This window comes from Streptomyces sp. NPDC051018, from assembly GCF_044456085.1.
Classification (GTDB): domain Bacteria; phylum Actinomycetota; class Actinomycetes; order Streptomycetales; family Streptomycetaceae; genus Streptomyces.
On the sequence record NZ_JBITFN010000004.1, the window covers coordinates 352,949 to 371,765 of the forward strand.

General features: G+C 72.4%; 14 protein-coding genes. 10 read left to right on the top strand and 4 right to left on the bottom strand.

Features of this window, described 5'->3' with window-relative positions; all coding sequences use genetic code 11:
- Nucleotides 1-2: 2 nt before the first annotated feature.
- The 9 genes from ACIBCM_RS10300 (at nucleotide 3) to ACIBCM_RS10340 (ending at nucleotide 12,546) form a co-directional block, all read left to right on the top strand.
- Entirely contained in the window at nucleotides 3-779 is a 777-nt protein-coding gene (locus tag ACIBCM_RS10300) for a DeoR/GlpR family DNA-binding transcription regulator (protein ID WP_399241559.1), read from the top strand.
- A 423-nt stretch (nucleotides 780-1,202) separates the two neighbouring features.
- Complete coding sequence (locus ACIBCM_RS10305) at nucleotides 1,203-2,675, top strand: FGGY-family carbohydrate kinase (RefSeq protein ID WP_399241560.1); 1,473 nt, start codon at nucleotides 1,203-1,205, stop codon at nucleotides 2,673-2,675.
- Between the two features lie 550 nt (nucleotides 2,676-3,225).
- A complete protein-coding gene (locus ACIBCM_RS10310; protein ID WP_399241561.1) occupies nucleotides 3,226-5,034 on the top strand; it encodes a hypothetical protein in 1,809 nt (602 codons plus the stop codon).
- Nucleotides 5,021-5,473, top strand: coding sequence for a hypothetical protein (locus ACIBCM_RS10315; RefSeq protein ID WP_399241562.1), 453 nt, complete (start codon nucleotides 5,021-5,023; stop codon nucleotides 5,471-5,473). Before ACIBCM_RS10310 ends, ACIBCM_RS10315 begins: the two co-directional genes overlap by 14 nt.
- Before the next feature lie 5 nt (nucleotides 5,474-5,478).
- On the top strand, nucleotides 5,479-6,342 hold the full coding sequence (locus ACIBCM_RS10320) for a hypothetical protein (protein ID WP_399241564.1): 864 nt from the start codon (nucleotides 5,479-5,481) through the stop codon (nucleotides 6,340-6,342).
- Nucleotides 6,343-6,782: 440 nt separating this feature from the next.
- Nucleotides 6,783-8,600 (top strand): protein kinase, encoded by a 1,818-nt coding sequence (locus tag ACIBCM_RS10325; RefSeq protein WP_399241565.1) that lies wholly within the window; start codon nucleotides 6,783-6,785, stop codon nucleotides 8,598-8,600.
- A 529-nt stretch (nucleotides 8,601-9,129) separates the two neighbouring features.
- Nucleotides 9,130-9,645, top strand: a complete 516-nt coding sequence (locus ACIBCM_RS10330; protein ID WP_399241566.1) for a lytic polysaccharide monooxygenase auxiliary activity family 9 protein — start codon at nucleotides 9,130-9,132, stop codon at nucleotides 9,643-9,645.
- A 304-nt stretch (nucleotides 9,646-9,949) separates the two neighbouring features.
- Nucleotides 9,950-10,990 (top strand): NlpC/P60 family protein, encoded by a 1,041-nt coding sequence (locus ACIBCM_RS10335; RefSeq protein ID WP_399241567.1) that lies wholly within the window; start codon nucleotides 9,950-9,952, stop codon nucleotides 10,988-10,990.
- A 320-nt stretch (nucleotides 10,991-11,310) separates the two neighbouring features.
- On the top strand, nucleotides 11,311-12,546 hold the full coding sequence (locus ACIBCM_RS10340) for a winged helix DNA-binding domain-containing protein (protein ID WP_399241568.1): 1,236 nt from the start codon (nucleotides 11,311-11,313) through the stop codon (nucleotides 12,544-12,546).
- Between the two features lie 363 nt (nucleotides 12,547-12,909).
- Here the strand turns inward: ACIBCM_RS10340 and lysA are convergent, their stop codons facing one another.
- The 4 genes from lysA to ACIBCM_RS10360 all read right to left on the bottom strand — a co-directional run bounded on the left by lysA (nucleotide 12,910) and on the right by ACIBCM_RS10360 (nucleotide 16,906).
- Nucleotides 12,910-14,253, bottom strand: coding sequence for a diaminopimelate decarboxylase (lysA, locus tag ACIBCM_RS10345; protein ID WP_399241569.1), 1,344 nt, complete (start codon nucleotides 14,251-14,253; stop codon nucleotides 12,910-12,912).
- A 30-nt stretch (nucleotides 14,254-14,283) separates the two neighbouring features.
- Nucleotides 14,284-14,814, bottom strand: a complete 531-nt coding sequence (locus tag ACIBCM_RS10350) for an SAV_915 family protein (protein WP_399241571.1) — start codon at nucleotides 14,812-14,814, stop codon at nucleotides 14,284-14,286.
- Between the two features lie 230 nt (nucleotides 14,815-15,044).
- Nucleotides 15,045-15,692, bottom strand: coding sequence for a LysE family translocator (locus ACIBCM_RS10355; RefSeq protein WP_399241572.1), 648 nt, complete (start codon nucleotides 15,690-15,692; stop codon nucleotides 15,045-15,047).
- A 383-nt stretch (nucleotides 15,693-16,075) separates the two neighbouring features.
- Entirely contained in the window at nucleotides 16,076-16,906 is an 831-nt protein-coding gene (locus ACIBCM_RS10360) for a response regulator transcription factor (protein WP_399241573.1), read from the bottom strand.
- Between the two features lie 112 nt (nucleotides 16,907-17,018).
- Here ACIBCM_RS10360 and ACIBCM_RS10365 point away from each other — a divergent pair, with 112 nt between their 5' ends.
- On the top strand, nucleotides 17,019-18,698 hold the full coding sequence (locus tag ACIBCM_RS10365; protein ID WP_399241574.1) for an AMP-binding protein: 1,680 nt from the start codon (nucleotides 17,019-17,021) through the stop codon (nucleotides 18,696-18,698).
- Nucleotides 18,699-18,817 lie beyond the last annotated feature (119 nt).

The following is an 18,817-nucleotide window of genomic DNA, read 5'->3' on the forward strand; positions in this document are numbered from 1 at the left end:
CCATGACGAAGACTTCGGCCGAAGCGCGCCGCCGGCTCATCGCCGACCATGTGGTGGAGCACGGCACGGCGACCGGCGCGGATCTGGCACAACTCACGGGCGTGAGCCTGATGACCGTCCACCGCGACCTCGACGACCTGGAACGCCGGGGAGTGCTCCGGCGCTTTCGCGGAGGCGCGTCAGCCCTGCCGTCCACGGTCTTCGAGTCGAACCTCGACTACCGGCTCGGAGTCAACACGGCCGAGAAGAACGCGATAGCGCGCGCCGCCGCCGAGCTGGTCGAGCCCGGTATGTCGGTGATGCTGGACGACTCGACCACGGTCCTGGCGATGGCCGGACTCCTCGCCGACATGGCCCCGCTCACGGTGGTCACCAACGCCCGGCGGGTGGTGGACGTCTTCACCGACCGGGAGGGGGTCCGGCTGATCGCCCTCGGCGGCGAGTACTCCCGTACCCATGACTCCTTCCTCGGAGTGCCCTGTGTCGAGGCCGTCGAGGCGCTCTCCGTCGACCTCGTGGCGGTCTCCACCTCGGCGCTGGACTCCCGTATGGCGTACCACCAGGAACAGGACGTCGTCCTGGTCAAGCGGGCCATGCTCACCTCGGCCGCGCGCAAGGTCATGCTCATGGACCACACCAAGCTCGCCCGTACCGCGTTGCACCGGGTGGGGCCCGTCAGTGATCTCGACCATCTCATCGTGGACGACGGTGTGGGTACGGATCTGCTCGCCAGGCTGCGGGAGCGGACACAGGTGACGGTGGCCTCCGCCGGAGGCTGACCGCGACGGACTTCACGGTTTCCGCCCGGACCGCCGGGTCGCCTCCGGGCTGCCCGAGTCTCCTCCGGGCCGCCACGGTCACCGCCGCCGTGGGAGTTCCCGCCTTGTGCACGAGTCCACTTCTGCGCGAGCCCGCCTCTGTACGAGTCCGCTTTGGTACGAGTCCGCTGCGGTACAAGCCCGGCCTTACGGCATTGATGGATGGTGTGTTAACTTCACAGGGTTGTTCACAGTCCGGCTGGAGGCCATGTCACGGCCGGATCCCTCCCGACGTCCGAGCCGGCCTCCGCGGTGTCCGCGCCCGCCGGTTCCCCTTCTTCCTTCCTCACGGCCCCGCGGCCCCGAGGCCCCGCGAAGCCTGTCCCGGCCCGGACAGCCGGCGCGACCGGTGCCCGACGGGTGACATGAAAGGACGCCGCTCCCATGAGCAGTGGATCCCCCCGGACCACCCCCCACCGCCCGGCCGTGATCGGTGTCGATGTGGCCACCGCCTCCGTCCGGGCGGTGTGTGCCGACGAGCGGGGCCGGGTGCTCGCCGGGGCGCACGCCGAACTGCCGTCACCCGTGCGCGGCGACGGAGGCACCAGCGAACAGGACGCCCGGCAGTGGTGGCCCGCCGTGCGGTCCGTCCTGCGCCGGACCACCTCCGCCCTGCCGCTGGGCGGACGCGAGGTGGTCGCCGTCGCCGTCTCCGCCACCTCGGGCACCCTCGTCCCCGCCGGGGCGGACGGTGAACCGATCGGCCCCGCCCTGATGTACGACGACCGGCGCGCCGCCTCCCTCAACGCGGAGGCCCAGGAACTCGGCGCCGCCCGCTGGAAGGCGCTCGGCCTCTCCGTCGGCCCGACCGCGGCGCTCGGCCGCGCGGTCTGGTGCGGGCGCGCCTACGGCACCGGCCTCCACCACATCCTGCACACCCCGGACCTCATCGGCCGCATGCTCACGGGCCACCCCGTCCCAGCCGACTGGAGCCATGCGCTCAAGTCCGGCTACGACGCCCGTACCGGCACCTGGGCCGAGGAGGTCTTCGACGCCCTCGGCCTCCCCACGGCGCTGCTGCCCGAGGTCTCGGCCCCCGGCACGCAGGCGGGTGTCGTCGGCGCCGGGGCGTCGGCCGAGACGGGGCTGCCCGCCGGCTGCTCCGTACGCCTCGGGATGACGGACGGCTGTACGGGCCAGATTGCCACCGGAGCCGTCGCGCCCGGCGAGTTCGTCGGTGTGCTCGGCACGACGTATGTCCTCAAAGGCGTGTCCGAGGACCTCGTACGCGATCCGGCCGGAGCCCTCTACAGCCATCGCCATCCGGAGGGCTGGTGGCTGCCGGGCGGCGCGTCCAACACCGGGGGAGAGGCCCTCGCGGCCGTCGGCTCCGCGCGACTGCCCGCGCTCGACGCCGCCGCGCGGGACCGGGGCCCCGCCTCCTATGTGCGCTATCCGCTGCTCAGGGAGGGCGAGCGCTTCCCCTTCGTCTCGGGCGCGGCCCGCGGCTTCGACCTCGGCACCCCGGCCGACGAGGCCGACGCGCACCGGGCGACCCTCGAAGGCGTCGCCTTCGTCGAACGCCTGGCCCTCGACCGGGTCCGGCACCTGGGCATCCCCGTCACCGGTCCGCTGTACGCCGCCGGGGGCGGCAGCCGCAGCACGGTGTGGACGGGGATCAGGGCCACCGTCCTGGACCGCCCGGTCCGGGTCGTCGAGCGGGCGGAGACCGCGTTCGGCGCGGCCGTCCTCGCGGCGACCGGCACCCTGCACGAGAACCTCTCGGCGAGCGCCCGGGCCATGGTCGGCGACGGAACCCTGGTCGAACCGGTCAGCGATCAGCGCCGGGCGATGGACGACGCGTACGGGCGCTTCCACGACGAACTCCGGCGCCGGGGCTGGCTCGACGGGAGCTGACGGGCCCGCTCCCCGCTCCCCGTTCCCCTCGGCCCTCGGCCCTCGGCCCTCGGCCCTCGGCCGGAGCGACGGTGCGGGGCCGCGGGCGCCTCGCCGGGGCCGCCCCCGGGCCGTGCTTCCCGCGGGGCGCCCCCCCTTCCACGCCGGTGACCGGCCCGGGCCGGGTTCCCCTGCCGGGCAGGGCCCTGCCGCTGCCCCGGGCCCGGCCGCGCGTGCCCGGGCCCTGCGGCCCGGCCCGTCGGCCCGCTCCCGTGAGCCCTGCGGCTCCGTCCCCCGGCACCGAAGTGGCCCCGCGGCCAACCACCGTCCCGACCCGCTCGTACGCCGGTCCCGGGACCCGGCACCGGAGCGCCGCCGAAGGCGCGGTCCCACCGGGACTCGCCCCGAACCCGCTCGCGGGAACCCGGTCGGCGTGTCCAAACGGGCGCGGGCGCGTTGCGCATGTCATACGATCCCCCGAGCCGCGCGGAAGGTCCCGCCCAGCGCCCGACCTGCCCGCGGCCGTACGACAAAGGCGGCGACACCGCTCGCCTCGCGGAACGGAGAGACTGTGACCCGGATCCCCTTACCTGGTCAGGCCGCCGGAGAAACCGATCGTCACCGCGGCAGACCGCCCGTTCGGCCCGCGGTCAGCGAGGCCACCCGGTATCTGTGCGCCGGGACCCATCTCGACGACCGCTACCGCACCGCGGTCATCAACGAGCTGTACGTCCACGAAGAACGCTTCACCGCCCCCTCGTTCGGCATCGACGCGGGGCGCGTCCTCGCCCACGCCCTCCTGGCCCGCCGCCACGAGGTCGGATGGGCGTTCGGCGCCCTGGTGCTGTGGGTGCTCGCGATTCCGCTCACCCACGGACTGTCCTTATATCTGCTGATTCCCTCTCTGCTGCTCTCCCTCTTCTCCTGGGCCCACGTCCGCCTGCGCGGGGCGCCCGTGATCATCAGGGCCATCGCCTTCGGGCTGCGCTGGTATCTGCGGCTGACCCTGGGCACGATGCTGCTGTACATGCTCGCCGCCGGTTTCGCCGGGCTCTTCGACGACGACGAGGAGCAAGCCGCCGCCGACCCGTACGCCGAGGAGTGGGACTACCCTGCGGAGACCGCCACGTCGGGCGAGGACGGCATCGCCGGGTTCCTCCAGCCCCTCTCCGCCTCCGGCGGCTCCGCGGAGTCCGGCCGGGCCCTGCTGGCGGTCTTTCTGTTCTTCCTGGTCACCTCTCTGGTCGCGCTGCGGCGCGGTCAGTTCGCCCGGCTGATGGCGGGCCCGCTGTCCCGCGCCCACTTCCCCGACGCAGCCTCCGACCCGGCCGAGGTGACGCTCGGCCACCGGGCGCGGCGGCTGGTCGCCCTGGTGCGCAGGGAGCAGCACTCGCCGCTGGTGATGTACCACGCGGCCAACCCGTTCCGCGGCGCCGGAGACGCCTTCCGGACCTGGACACTCGCCGTCGAACTGCGGCCCCGCAGGGACCACAGGCCCGAGTCGGTCGACAACCGCACCATCCTGGAGCACATCCGGCCGCTGGTCGAAGCCCTTCGGGTGCCGTCCTCCCACGGCTCGCCCGAAGCCGCCGACGCGGTCCGGGACCGGTTGCGGGAGCTGCTGATCGACGAGTGCGTCTTCCTCCCCGCCGAGGGCATCCCCGCCCGTGACTCCGCTCCGTACGACCAGGACGGATTTGCGGAACAGTGCCGGGAAGCCGTGGAGGAGGGCGGCGAGGCCCGCCGCCACTTCCTGCGCATCCGGGTAGGCGGCTGGGACGAGGAGGTCGTCGTCACCGTGTTCGTCCGTGTGCACACCCAGGGCGGGATGCTGATGCTGGAGGTCGCCCCGCATGTGCTCCTGCCGGTGCACAGCCGCTTCCGCGACGCGGAGCGGACCGCACACCGCTACGCCAAGAACAGCGCGATCGGCAAGCTCGCCTGGGCGCTCACCCACACCCCCCGCTCCGCGGGCCAGTCCATCGTGACGATCGGCCGCTGGGCGGTCAGCGGCTGGGAGCGGCTGACCGGCGGCAACCGCAACGCCCTGCCGGACGGCCCCGCGCTCTCCGTCAGGGAGTACGCGGCCGATTCCGACGGCTCGCTCTTCCAGGAGATGGACGTCCTGCGCTATCTGAAAAGCATCGAGGACCGGGTGACGGCCGGCGTCAAACGGGCACTCTATGAAGCGGGCTGGCAGACCGATGAATTCGAGCAGCGGATCATCAACGTCAGCGGCGGTGTCTACATCGACTCGGCGAACAACAGCGCCTTCGGGTTCGGTGACCACAGCTCCGCCACCACACGCAACACCTCCATCACCACACGCGGCAACACCACACGCAACACCACCAAGGGGGCAGGTCATGGCAAGAAGTGACGGTGCTACGGGCGGGCAGGGCGGATCGCCGGAGGCGCCGCGTTCCCAGGAGCGCGGGCCCGGGCAGCCCCAGGCATCCCAGGGGATGAGCATCCGGATCGGTTCCCTGGACGGGAGTGCCGTCAACTTCGGTTCCCACGGCTCCGCGACCACCACGAATGTGACGCAGACGGTGGCCGAACCCGTACAGCAGCGGGAGTTGCTGGAGGCCGTCCGGGCGCTGCGGGAGGATCTGGCGCGCTTCACGGCGACGGAGGACATGGAGGTCCTGGACGCCGAACTGGTGGCGACCGAGGAGGAGATCACCGCGTCCGGCGCGGCCGACCGCAACCGGCTGCAACGGCTCCGGGACTCCCTGACCTCGGCCGGCGAGGTCGTGGCGGCCCTCGGCTCGGGCCTGGCCGTCGGTGAGCTGGTGGCCTCCCTGCTGGGGAGCTGACGGCGATGGCTCAGGACAGGGCCCGGTGGAACGCGGAGACCCAGAGCTGGGAGCAGGGGGAGGGTCCGGCGGCGTACGCGCCCCCGCCCCTGCCCCTGCTGCCCCCGGACCACGCGCCGGGAACGGCTCATCCGGCCGGAGCGCCCGCGCGCTTACCCCTGGGCCGTATGCCCGTCGTCGTGGCCGCCGCCACCGCCGTGTTCGCGGTGGCGGGCACGGCCGTATGGCTCACCACGAGGGACGACGGGAAGAGCGACTCGCCGGGGTCGGCCGCACCGGCATCGCCGTCCGGTACGGACCCCACGCCCTCGGAATCGGAGGAACCCGATGTCTCCGGTGACACGGCGGGCAGTACCGGCGCCCCGGAGGAGTTCCCGGGCGCCGAGGACACGGCCACGCCCTCGGCGTCCCTGCCTGCGGGCTTCCGGGTCGTCGAGGACGAGGAGGGCTTCACCATCGCCGCCCCCGAGGAGTGGGAACGCACCCTGGACCGGGACGGGGTGTTCTACACCGCTCCGGACAAGCGCAGCCTCCTGCAGATATTCGTGATCTCCGAGATCTCCATGACCCCGTTGGAGGCGGTGCGGGCGGCCGGGGAGGGCCTCGCGGCGCAGACCGAGGACTACCGCGAGATCAGTCTGGGCCCGGTGATCGGTGGCCCCGAGAATCCGGACGGCGACGCCGCCGAACTGCACTACGCGTATCTGAGCGAGGTGGCCGGCGGGGTACGCGAGTGCATCGAGCGCGCGTTCACGGCCACGAACGGGACCAAGTACGCCGTGCTGGCGTGCGCGCCTGAGGAACAGCAGGGTGTGCAGAGGACTGTGCTCACGACGGCCCTGGAGCACTTTGTGCCGGCGGGCGGCTGAGCCGTACGACTTGTTCCCGGGTGTGTGGGTGCGGGTCGCTTCCCGGGGCTCCGCCCCGGGCCCGGGTTCTCAAGTGCCGGGCGGGCTGGGGTGGCCGCCTTGTCGTGCTGCGGTTGGTACGGGTGGTTGTTGGTCCGGTCCGGCTGTCTGTGTGCGGCGGCCCGGGTGTGATCTCGTCAGTCTGCCGGTGTGCCCTGTGCTGCTGAGCGTACGTGGGTTGAGCCGTGCGTTCGGCTTCCCGGCGTACGGGTGCGGGTCGCTTCCCGGGGCTCCGCCCCGGGCCCGGGTTCTCAAGTGCCGGGCGGGCTGGGGTGGTGCTCCCGTCGGTGCGGGTCGTTTTCCGGGGCTCCGCCCGGGACCCGGGTTCTCGAGCGCCGGGCGGGCCGGGGCGGCCGAACCGGGTGGCCGGATTGTCACCCGGATCTCGTAAGCTCCCGGCCATGAGCGGCGGGGATACGGGAAGACGGGTCATCGACGGGCGGTTCGCGCTGGAGGCGCGGCTCGGCGGGGGCGGGATGGGCACGGTGTGGCGGGCGCGCGATCTGGTTCTGGACCGGGCCGTGGCGCTGAAGGAGGTACGGCCCCCCGACCCGGCCCTCGCCGAGTACGACCCCGAGGGCGCGCGCACTCTGCGCGCCCGGGTACTGCGCGAGGCCCGCGCGCTCGCACGCGTCGACCACCCCAATGTCGTGACCATCCACCATGTCGTGGACGGCGGTGAGGACACCTACCCGTGGCTCGTGATGGAGCTGGTGACGGGCGGTTCGCTCCAGGACCTGCTGGACCTGGGGCCGCTGGAGCCCGCCGAGGCCGCCCGGCTCGGCCGGGAGGTGCTGGCGGCGCTGCGGGCCGCGCACGCCGTCGGTATCCAGCACCGGGACGTGAAGCCCGCGAACGTCCTGCTGCGGCGGGACGGCCGCCCCGTGCTCACCGACTTCGGTATCGCCGCCATCCGTGAGTCGGCGCCCCTGACCGCGACCGGATCCATGATCGGTACACCCGACTACATGGCCCCCGAGCGGATCACCGGGGACGACGGCGGCCCCGGCTCCGATCTGTGGTCACTGGCGATGATGCTGTACGTCGCCGTCGAGGGACACCACCCGCTGCGCAGGGGTACGGCCCTCGCCACGCTCGCCGCCGTCCTCAGCGAGCCCCTGCCGCCCCCGCTCCGGGCGGGGGCGATGACCGGGGTGCTGAGCGCCCTGCTGGTGAGGGATCCGGCCGCGCGGCCCGATCCGGAGACCGTGGACCGGATGCTGGCGCAGGCCGCGCACGGGGCGACGGTGCCGCCGCCGATCGCGGCGGGCCCGCGGGCGAACCCGGTGGGTCCGCAGGTGAACGCGGTGGGTCCGGTGCCCGTCGCGACGGGCCCGCAGGCCACCGGTGCGCCACCCGCGACCTCCTACCGTCTGACGCCTCCCGGCGGCGCCGCGACGGTTCCACCGGGGGGCGCTTTCGGGCCACCCCTTGCCGCGGGCGGAGTGCCGCCGGGCGCGGGCGCCCCTACCTTCCCCGGCGCGGACGCGCTGGTGTCGGTCACCGCGCCGCACCCGGCGGACGAGGTCCGGCGCCGGATGTTCCGCCGGGTCGCCTTCTCGACCTCGATCCTGTCCACGGTGCTGACCGGTGTGCTGGTGTGGGCGCTGCTGCCCGGTCCGGACGGCAAGGACGACAACTCCTCGTCCGCGCAGCCGGGTACCGGCTCCTCCCGGTCGGGTGCGCCGGACGCCGGGCCCACCACTTCCTCCGGGCCGTCGCGGCCGGATCCGGACACCGGTACCGGTACGGGGGAGAAGCAGCCGGTGAACCTGCTGACACCCGACGGCATCCGGACGGCCGTGAAGGCGCTCAAGGCGGAGATGGGCACCGACCAGGTCGGCCGGTTCGCCGTGTACCCGGAGTACGCCTCCGTGTGGGGCATGGTCAAGGGCAGCAAGAAGCGGTACGACAGCTACACCTACCGCGTCGACGGGGGCGTCACCCGTGATCCCAGCAGCGGCACGCTGTCGGGCGGCGATCTCCCCGTCGGCCTGGACACCTTCGACTGGGATGTCGTCCCCGCGCTGGTGAAACGGGCCGAGAAGGACCTCAACGTCAAGAAGCCGACCTCGCGTTATCTGCTGGTCCGCCAGCCGAACGAGATCTTCGACGACCCCGCCGGAATCGCCGTCTATCTCTCCGACGAGTACGACGGCGGCTATCTGGAGGCCGACCGCAAGGGCAAGGTGACCCGGGTGATGCCGTCCGAATCCTGAGGGGGCCGCCGAACGTCCGGATCAGTGGCCGGAATCAGACCGTCGGCGACCGGAGTTCCGGGGGCGGTGGGCACATCGAAGGTCCCGACCGCGGCCGGGGCCGTCCCGCCAACGGCCCCGAGTGGCCGGAACGGCGGTGGCGGAAGGCCGGAGCGGCCCTGTGCGCCCGGCCTCCCGTCCGGCCGGTCCGGCGCCGTGCCCGGCCGACGTATCCGCTCTGCCTGCGGCTTAGCCCGGAGCCGGGTGGAGCGGAGTACGGGCGCTCACCGGGTTCCCTTCGCCGGCGTACGTGCCCGGGCATGCGCCGCTGCGTTCTCGGCCATATCCGGAAGGGTTGCCTCCGACCCACTTGACCGAGAACCGTCAAGCGCTATGGTCTGGACCAAGTAGCGATGTGGGCGTCGAGAACTCGCCGACTGCCGGTGCCCCCACGGCCGGTTGCCGCAAGGCGTGCTCGCGTCCGTGTCTTCGCTGTCCCCCAACGGGGTCCGTGCGCCCATCGGCGGACCTCCGCAGTGAAGGAGCTGACATGCACGGGAAGAAGAAGCTGGCCATCGTCATCGGTGCGGGAGTCGCCCCGCTCCTCGCGGTGTGCCTGCCGGCCGGCACGGCCAACGCGCACGGCTACATCTCCTCACCCCCGAGCCGCCAGGCGCAGTGCGCCGCCCGCACCGTCCCCTGTGGTGCGATCCAGTACGAACCGCAGAGCGTCGAGGGTCCCAAGGGCCTGCGGAGCTGTAGCGGGGGCAACTCCGGCTTCGCGGAGCTGGACAACGACAGCAAGGGCTGGCACGTCACCCCCGTCAGCAGCTCGACCAGCTTCAGCTGGCGGCTGACGGCACGCCACGCGACGAGCACCTGGCAGTACTACGTCGGCGGCCGCAAGATCGCGGAGTTCAACGACGGTGGCGCCCAGCCCGGTTCGACCGTCTCGCACCAGGTGAACTTCGGCGGGCTGAGCGGAAAGCAGAAAGTCCTCGCGGTGTGGAACATCGCCGACACCGCGAACGCCTTCTACGCCTGCGTGGATGTGAATATCCGCTGATCCGGGGGCGTAAGGGCCGGGTACGTACGCCCCGTCGGCCCGCCCCCGTACCACCCCGGTAAATGCGAGGTTTGCGGCGAACGGCACCCCGTTCGCCGCAAACGTCACCCCATCCGCCACACCCGTACGCGTATTGAACGAACCAGCTAAACGGATTAGCATGCGCGACTGAACCTTCGTACGGTCGGCCGCTCGCCCGGGGTGGCGGCGGAGGTGTCGCCGCTCCCGCCGGTGTCCGGGCGGGTCCGGGTGAGGTCAGCATCCTTGACCCGACAGGCGGCTGAGGAAGAAGGAGCCCGCCTCAGTGGCGTCCCACCGTCGTGCCAAACAGCCGAACACGCGCTACGCGAGCGTGCTCACCGTGACAGCGGCGGCTGCCGTGGCCATCTCGACCCAGTCGGCCTCGGCCGACCCGCTGCCCGACCCGAACAAGAAGGGCGTCAAGGCGCAGGTCGACCGGCTGTACGAGGAGGCCACCCAGGCCACCGAGAAGTACAACGGGGCCAAGGAGAAGGCCGACGGGCTGGAGAAGCAGGTCGGTGACCTCCAGGACGCCGCCGCCCGCAAGCAGGGCGAGCTGAACGAGATGCGCAACCGCCTCGGGTCGATAGCGGCCGGGCAGTACCGTGCGGGCGGTCTGGACCCGTCGATCCAGCTGTTGCTGTCGACGCAGCCCGACACCTATCTGGAGAAGGCATCGGACCTCGACCGGCTGAGTTCGCGCCAGGCCGAGGAACTGGACGAGTTCCAGGCGCAGCAGCGCGAGCTCCAGCAGCAGCGCACCCAGGCGACGCGCAAGCTCAAGGACCTTGAGGACACCCGCACCGAACTGGGCAAGAAGAAGAAGGAGATCCAGGGCAAGCTGGCCGAGGCCCGCAGGCTGCTGAACACCATGACGGCCAAGGAGCGCGCCTCCATGGTCGCCGAGGAGGACCGCGCCAACCGGTCCAGCGCCCGGGCGGACCTCGGCAACGAGGCCAGCGCCTCCCAGCGTGCCGCGGCCGCCTTCAACGCCGCCAAGAGCAGGGTCGGTATGCCCTATGTGTGGGGCGCCACCGGGCCGAACTCCTTCGACTGCTCCGGACTGACCTCCTGGGCCTTCCGCCAGGCCGGAGTCGGTATCCCGCGGACCTCCCAGGCACAGGCGAGCGCGGGCACCCGGATCAGCTCCATGAGCGCGCTCAAGCCCGGTGACCTCGTCATCATGCGCAGCGACCTGAGCCATGTCGGCTTCTACGCGGGCAACGGGCAGATCCTGCACGCCCCCAAGCCCGGCGCCCAGGTGCGGTACGAGTCGATGGCCCGCAGCGGTATGCCCTTCATGTGGGGCGTGCGCATCAGCTGACCGGACCGGTCCGGTGCGGGCGCCTCGCAACCGCGGGCCGCTCCGGGCGCTCCATCTCGCGTCGCCATACCGGCGCCCGTGCCGGGCGCCGGTATCGACGTGTCCGCCGGCCCGCGTACGGTCGGTCCGCCGGCGCGCGCAGGGAGGACCTCGGCGAACGCGGTCTCCCCGGTACCGCCCGCCGGGTGGGCATCGCGCGGTGCCCGGGTGAGGCTTCCGGCGGCCAGAACGGCGAGCCGCCCCCCGCCGGATGCCCGATGGGCGTCAACGCGCCGTGATTGAGGACCGTAACGGTCCTCAAGCCTCCGTACCGTACGGGCATGGCCACCAAGACCACGTACCCCGTACTGAGCGACCGCGCCCTCAACCGCGCCACCCTCGACCGCCAGCTTCTGCTGCGCCGTGTGCCGAGGTCCGGGATGTCCGTGAAAGGGGCCGTCGAGCATCTGGTCGGCCTCCAGGCCCAGAACGTCAAGCCGCCGTACTACGCCCTCGCGGCCCGGCTGGAGAGCTTCCGTCCCGAGGAGTTGTCCGCGCTGATGGCCTCCCGTGAGGTCGCCCGGCTGGTCACCATGCGCTCCACGATCCACACCCACTCCGCCGACGACTGCCTCACCCTGCGCCCGCTTCTCCAGCCCGGAGCCCCCGACCGTGAGCTGAGGGCCTTCCGGAACCGGGGCGGACTGGCCGGGGTCGACCCGGACCGGCTGCGCGAGCTGACCCGCGAGCTGGTCGAGGAGGAGCCGAGGACGATGAAGCAGCTCCGGGAGGCGCTGCTGGCGCACTGGCCGGACGCCGACCCGCTCTCGCTGTCGGTCGCCGCGCGCTGTGTCCTCCCGCTGGTCCAGATCACCCCGCGGGGTCTGTGGGGCAGAAGCGGCCAGGTGGCGCTCACCACCGCCGAGCACTGGTTCGGCCGGGGACCGGTGGAGCCCGCCTCGCCCGAGGCGGCCGTGCTGCGCTATCTGGCGGCCTTCGGGCCCGCGTCGGTCAAGGACATGCAGTCCTGGTCCGGGCTGACCCGGATGCGCGCGGTCTTCGAACGGCTGCGGCCGCGCCTCGCCGTCTTCCGCAGCGACAAGGGCGTCGAACTCTTCGACCTCCCCGACGCGCCCCGGCCGGACGAGAACACTCCCGCGCCTCCCCGCTTCCTCCCCGAGTTCGACAATCTGCTGCTCTCCCACGCGGACCGCGGCCGAGTCGTGGCACACCCCGAGTACAGCTCCCTCACCTGGCGGGGCAACCAGGCGTACTGCGTCTTCCTCCTCGACGGCTTCCTCGCCGGAATCTGGCGGCTGACCGAGAACGGGGGAAAGGGGAACGGCAAACGGCGCACCACGAGGACGGCGGCCCCGTCGGACCCGGAGTCACAGCCGGAGCCGGACGCGTCTGCGGGGGCCGCGGGGTCTGCGGAGTCGGCGACCCTCACCGTGCAGCCCTTTGGGCGCCTCACCCGGGCGGAGCGCAATGCGGTGGCCGCGGAGGCGGAGCTGACGCTCACCACGCTGTCCACGGCCACCGCGTACGACATCCGATTCGGCACGGTCCTGGAGTAGCCGGGTACCTGGCCCGGGCCCTGCGAGACCTGCGCCTGTGCCCGGGCACGGCGCCGGGGCCGTAGCCCGGCGCGGGGCGTGCGCCCGGGGTCACCGGCGCCACCCTGGACTCGGGTACGGCCGAGAGGTCGATGTGTCCCGGGTCCGGAACCGGCCGGTGCCTGGTGCCTGGTGCCGGGAATCGGCGCCGGGCCCGCAGCGGGGAGTTCGCCCGGGCCTGGCCCGGAGCCGGGGATCCGAGCCGGGCCCGCAGCCCGGATCGCGAACCGGCACCCGTCCGGGTCCGGAGCAGGGAGCGTCCGCGCGGACCGGCCGCCTCCCGGGTTCCGGCAGCCCGGGGACCGGGTCCGGGTTACGTCCCGTCTACAGGCCCACATCCCGGGCGCGGTGGTCGTCGAATGTCTCGCGGCGCATCAGCAGACGGGGACGGCCCGATGCCACCGCAACCACCGGCGGCCGTCCCGTCATGTTGTAACCGGACGCCATCGACATCTGGTACGCACCCGAGGCGGGCACCGCCAGCACATCACCGGGCCCTACGTCCTCCGGCAGCTCCGCCGACTCGGCGAGCACATCCCCGGCCTCGCAGTGCCGCCCCACCACCGTCGTCGCGCGCATCGGCGCGGACGACGAGCGCCCCACCATCCGGACGGTGTAGCGCGCCCCGTACAGTGCGGGCCTCGGGTTGTCGCTCATCCCTCCGTCGACCGCCACGCAGACCTGTCCGCCCGTCCGCTTCACCGCCAGCACCCGGTAGAGCGCGATCCCGGCCGGGCCCGTGATCGAGCGCCCCGGCTCCACCGTGAGCCGGGGGGCCGGGAAGTCGAACTCCGCACACCGGCGCACCAGTTCACCGTGGATCCGGCGGCCGTAGGCGCCCGGAGCCGGCGCCGGATCGCCGGGCAGATACGACACCGCGAACCCGCCGCCCAGATCGAGTTCCGGCAGGGTGATCCCATAGCGGTCCCGGATCCTCGCCATGAACGCGATGACGCGCCGTACCGTGTGCGCATACGGTTCCGGGGACGCGATCTGGGAGCCCAGATGGCAGTGCAGCCCGGTCAGTTCCAGCCGCGGCTGGCCCAGGATCCGGGCCACGGCGTCCTCCGCGTCCCCTGCCGCGATGGAGAGGCCGAACTTCTGCCCCTCCACTCCGGTACGGATCTTCTCGTGGGCGCCCGCCTCGATTCCGGGCAGTACCCGCACCATCACCTGCTGGGCCTCCGGCCCCGGCACCTGCGCGGCGAGCCTGGCGATCTCGCAGTCCGAGTCGATGACGATCCTGCCGACACCGAACCGCAGCGCCGTCCGCAGATCCCGCGGCGACTTGGCGTTGCCGTGCAGCACGATCCGATCGGCCGGGAAGCCCCGGCAGGCGGCCAGCTCCAGTTCGCCCGCCGAGCAGACGTCGAGCCCGAGGCCCTCCTCCTCCATCCAGTCCACGACGGCCCGGCACAGGAACGCCTTGGCCGCGTACACGATGTCCGCGTCCGGGAGGGCACGCCGCCACGCCCGGGCGCGGGAGCGGACCTCCTCCTCGTCGAGGACATAGACCGGGGTGCCGTAACGCTCGGCGATCTCCGTCAGCGGGACTCCGCCCACGGCGACATCACCTCCGGGCGCGAGCACGGCGGACGCGGGCCACACCGAGGGAGCGGTGAGTTCGGGGATCGACACCGGGACCGGAACCGCGGGTACAGCCGTCATCCGTACACCTCCATGAATCGCGGGTGAGCGTCAGTCGAGAAAGGCGTGCACCGCGGTGACCGCCGACCAGACGAAGGCGGCGGCCCCGGTCACCCGGAGCACTCCCATGGCGTCCGGGTCCCAGCCGCTCCGGAGCGCACAGGGCCGGACCGGTCGCGGGCCGGGCTCAGGCGCGGGCGGCCGCCCGGCCACCCGGGCGGGGAGCTGGGGCCGCGCGGACACCGGATGCACCAGGGTGTCCGGGGCCGGGGCGGGGGAGAGGGCCGAGGTGGGCGCGCTGAGCTGGGGGTTCACCGTCAGCATCGTCACCCCGAGGGGTTCGGCGAGCGTACGCAGAGCGGGCGCCGCGAGCCTGATCCACTGCTGGTCCGCGCCGAGGACCGATGCCAGGCGCTCCCTGCTGGTGAATCCGACGGCGGTGCGTACGCCGAGGGGTGTGCGCATGAAGCGCAGCTGGTGTCCTCCGGCAGAGCCGAGCCGAACCGGCACGTACAGAGGCCCTGCCGGGCGGCGTTCGTCGGGGTCCGCGGTCTCCGCGTCCTCACGGGTGAGTGTGTCCATGATGTCCTCCGCCGGTGGTCGGGCGTTGTGTCCGGCAATCGAAGCTATGCCCGCACGGCGGGCCGAACGCCCGTTCATGACGCACTGCTGACCTTCCGGGGCCGGTATTTGACGCCCTCCTAGCGTGCTCCCGGCGTTCGGCCCGCTCCGGTGCGAGGGCTCCGGTCGGCTTCGGGGTACCCCGGACCGGCGTCCGTGCGCGGTGCTCCCGGTCCCGGTCCCGGTCCCGGTCAGTCCGCGCGGCCGGTCGCCGCCACGGTCACCCCGAGGCCGATCATCGCGAATCCCCCCGCCCCGCCGACCATCGAGAGCCGTCGGTCGGAGCGGGCGAACCAGCTGCGGGCCGCCGCCGCGCCCAGTCCCCACAGGGTGTCGGTGATCAGTCCGATCCCGATCGGTACCAGCCCCAGCACCAGCATCTGCGCGGGCAGATTCCCGGCCGAGTGGTCCACGAACTGCGGCAGCACCGCCGCGAAGAACACGATCCCCTTTGGGTTGGTCACCCCCACCAGGATCCCGTCGATCACCGTGCGTACATCTCCTTGGGCGGAACGCTTGGGCGGGGTGTCCATCGCGGCGACCTTCATCCGTCCGCGGTGGCGGAACGCCTGCACCCCGAGATAGACGAGATACGCGGCGCCCACGAGTTTCACCGTCATGAACACCGTGACGGACCGCTCCACGAGCGAGCCCACGCCCAGCGCGACGGCCACGACCAGGACGTACGAGCCGAGCACATTGCCGAGGACGGTGGCCATGGCGGTGCGGCGCCCGTGCGCGAGGGCGCGGCCGATGACGAAGAGGACGCTGGGGCCGGGGATGACGATGACGAGGAGGGACATCGCGGCGAAGGCGAGGAGGCGGTCGGTGGACACCATGGGGGTCATTAGAACCCGGGGGGTGGGGTGGGCTCCAGAGGGCGTCCGGGTTCCGGCGCGGGTCCCTTTCCGGGGCTCCGCCCCGGACCCCGGTCCTCAAACGCCGGACGGGCTGGAAATGTCAGCCCTCGGATGGGGCGTGTCCGCGGTGGGGCTTTCCGGGGCTCCGCCCCGGGCCCGGGTCCTCAAGCGTTGGGCGGGCTGGGAAGTGGCCGCCTCCGGATCTCAGTCCTCAAGCGTTGGACGGGGGTGGAATCGGCCCGGGTGCTCAAGGGGCGGGCGGGCTGGCGCCCCGGACCTCACGCATCAAAGGGCGGGCGGGGTGGAAGGGGCCGCACCTCGATGGGAAGCGGGCGCCCCCGCAGGGGAGATGGTGGGGTGGGTCAGGGGAGGAGGCCGGAGCGGCGGGCGGCTACCACGGCTTCCAGGCGGGTGTGGGCGCCGAGTTTGCGCATGGCGCTGCGGAGGTAGCCCTTGACGGTCTCGGGGCGCAGGCCCAGACGTTCCGCCGCCGCGGCGTTGGTCGAACCGGCGGCGACGCAGGAGAGGACGTCCAGCTCGCGCGGGGCGAGGGTGATCGGGCGGACGTCCGGCGGGGGCTCCGCGCCCGCCGCGGCGAGGCGGCCGCAGACGCTGAGGAGGGTCTCCCTGAGCACGGGGTCGCTGATCTGCGGGGCGAGGGCCCGCAGCTCGCCGTGGGCCTCGCGGACCTCCTCCCAGGCGCCGGGCCCCGCGACCGGCTCCCGGACGAGGGTGAGCAACTCCTGGGCCTGGTCGCGGACGACCAGCGCCTGCTCCACATCGCGGGCCGACGCGACCGCCGCGTCGAAGGTGCGGTCGCCTATCGGGACCGGCCGCCGGATCGCCCCGTACAGGACCCCCCGCACCTTCCGGCGTACGACGACCGGGACCGCGAGCACCGAGCGCAGCCCCTCGGTCGATACCGGCGCGTCGTACTCATGGCTGATGTGCCGGGCCTCGTGGTAATCGACCACCGCGCACGGGCGGGACAGCGCGATGGACTTGCCGCCCAGACCGTGTCCGGTGTTGATCCCGAGTCCGTGCAGGGCTCTGGTCTGCGCCCCGCTGACCTGCGCGATCCTCAGCCGCTGCGTATCGTGCAGCAGCCCTCCGAAGACGACCGGAAGCCCGGTCGCACGGCGCAGCCGCAGCAGCGCCGCTTGCATCTCCACCGCCTCGGCCGGTTCGGACATCGCCCTGCTTCCTCTGGTTCCGTAGATGGATTCCACCCCCCGATCGGGGGTGGTGAGACGTACGTCACTGATTACACGATGCTACTGAGTGCTGCGGCAATGAGGAGGGCACATGTCGGCAAGCGGCGCGACCGAGGAGTTCCGGGAGGCCCGGGACTTCCTCCTGCGACACCGGGAGGACTACGAGAGGGCGTACGACGGTTTCACCTGGCCGCGCCCGGAGAGCTTCAACTGGGCGCTGGACTGGTTCGACGCGATCGCGGACGGCAATGACCGTACCGCGCTCCACATCGTCGACGAGGACGGTACCGAGACCCGGCTCTCGTACGCGGAGCTCTCCGCCCGCTCCAACCGTGTCGCCAACTGGCTGCGCGCCCGCGGGGTGCGGGCCGGCGACCGGATGGTCGTCATGCTCGGCAACCAGCGCGAGCTGTGGGAGACCGCCCTCGCCGCGATGAAGCTGCGTGCCGTCGTCATCCCCGCCACCCCCCTCCTCGGCCCCCTCGACCTGCGCGACCGTGTCCGGCGCGGCCGCGCGGCGCATGTCCTCGCGCGCTCCGAGGACGTGCCGAAGTTCGCGGAGGTGCCCGGTGACTACACCCGGATCGCGGTGGGCGACCGAGTGGAAGGATGGCTTCCGTACGGGGAGGCCGACGGCGCCGACTCCCGGTTCACGCCCGACGGTGTCACCCGATCCGATGACCCGCTGATGCTGTATTTCACGTCCGGCACCACCGCCCCCCCCAAACTCGTCGAGCACACCCATGTCTCGTACCCCGTCGGCCATCTCGCGACGATGTACTGGATCGGTCTCCAGCCGGGCGATGTGCATCTGAACATCTCCTCACCGGGCTGGGCCAAGCACGCCTGGTCCAATCTGTTCGCCCCCTGGAACGCCGAGGCGACCGTCTTCATCCACAACTACGGCCGTTTCGACGCGGCCCGGCTGATGGCCGAGATGGACCGCGCGGGGGTGACCAGCTTCTGTGCCCCGCCCACGGTGTGGCGGATGCTGATCCAGGCCGATCTCACCCAGCTGCGCACGCCCCCGCGGGAGGTCGTCGCCGCGGGCGAGCCGCTGAATCCGGAGGTCATCGAGACCGTCCGCCGTGAGTGGGGCGTCACCATCCGGGACGGCTTCGGGCAGACCGAGACCGCCGTCCAGGTCGCCAACACCCCCGGCCAGCTCCTCAAGGCCGGCTCGATGGGGCGCCCCTGCCCCGGCTACCGGGTGGAACTTCTCGACCCCGTCACGGGAGAGCCCGGCGCGGCCGAGGGGGAGATCTCGCTCGATCTGTCCACCCGGCCCGTCGGGCTGATGACCGGCTACCACGGCGACCCCGAGCGCACGGCCGAGGTGATGGCGGGCGGCTACTACCGCACCGGAGACATCGGAGCACGCGACGCCGACGGATACATCACCTACGTCGGCCGCTCCGACGACGTGTTCAAGGCGTCCGACTACAAGATCTCGCCCTTCGAGCTGGAGAGCGCGCTCCTGGAGCACGAGTGTGTCGCCGAGGCCGCCGTCGTGCCCGCGCCCGATCCCCTGCGGCTCGCCGTCCCGAAGGCGTACATCGTCCTCGCGGAGGGCTGGGAGCCGGGGCCCGACACGGCCAAGCTCCTCTTCGCGCACTCCCGCTCGGTCCTCGCGCCGTACAAACGCATCCGGCGGCTGGAGTTCGCCGAACTGCCCAAGACGGTCTCGGGCAAGATCCGCCGGATCGAACTGCGCCAGCGTACGGCGGAGGGCTCGACCACGGACGAGTACGACGAGGGGGAACTGAGATGAGCGGCCCGAACGGGACGTGTGGCACCAGCGGGATGAGCGCCCCGACCAGGAAGAGCCCTGCCACCGAGATACCCGGCACGACTCAGGGACGCGGTTCGACCGGGAAGAACGGTACGAAC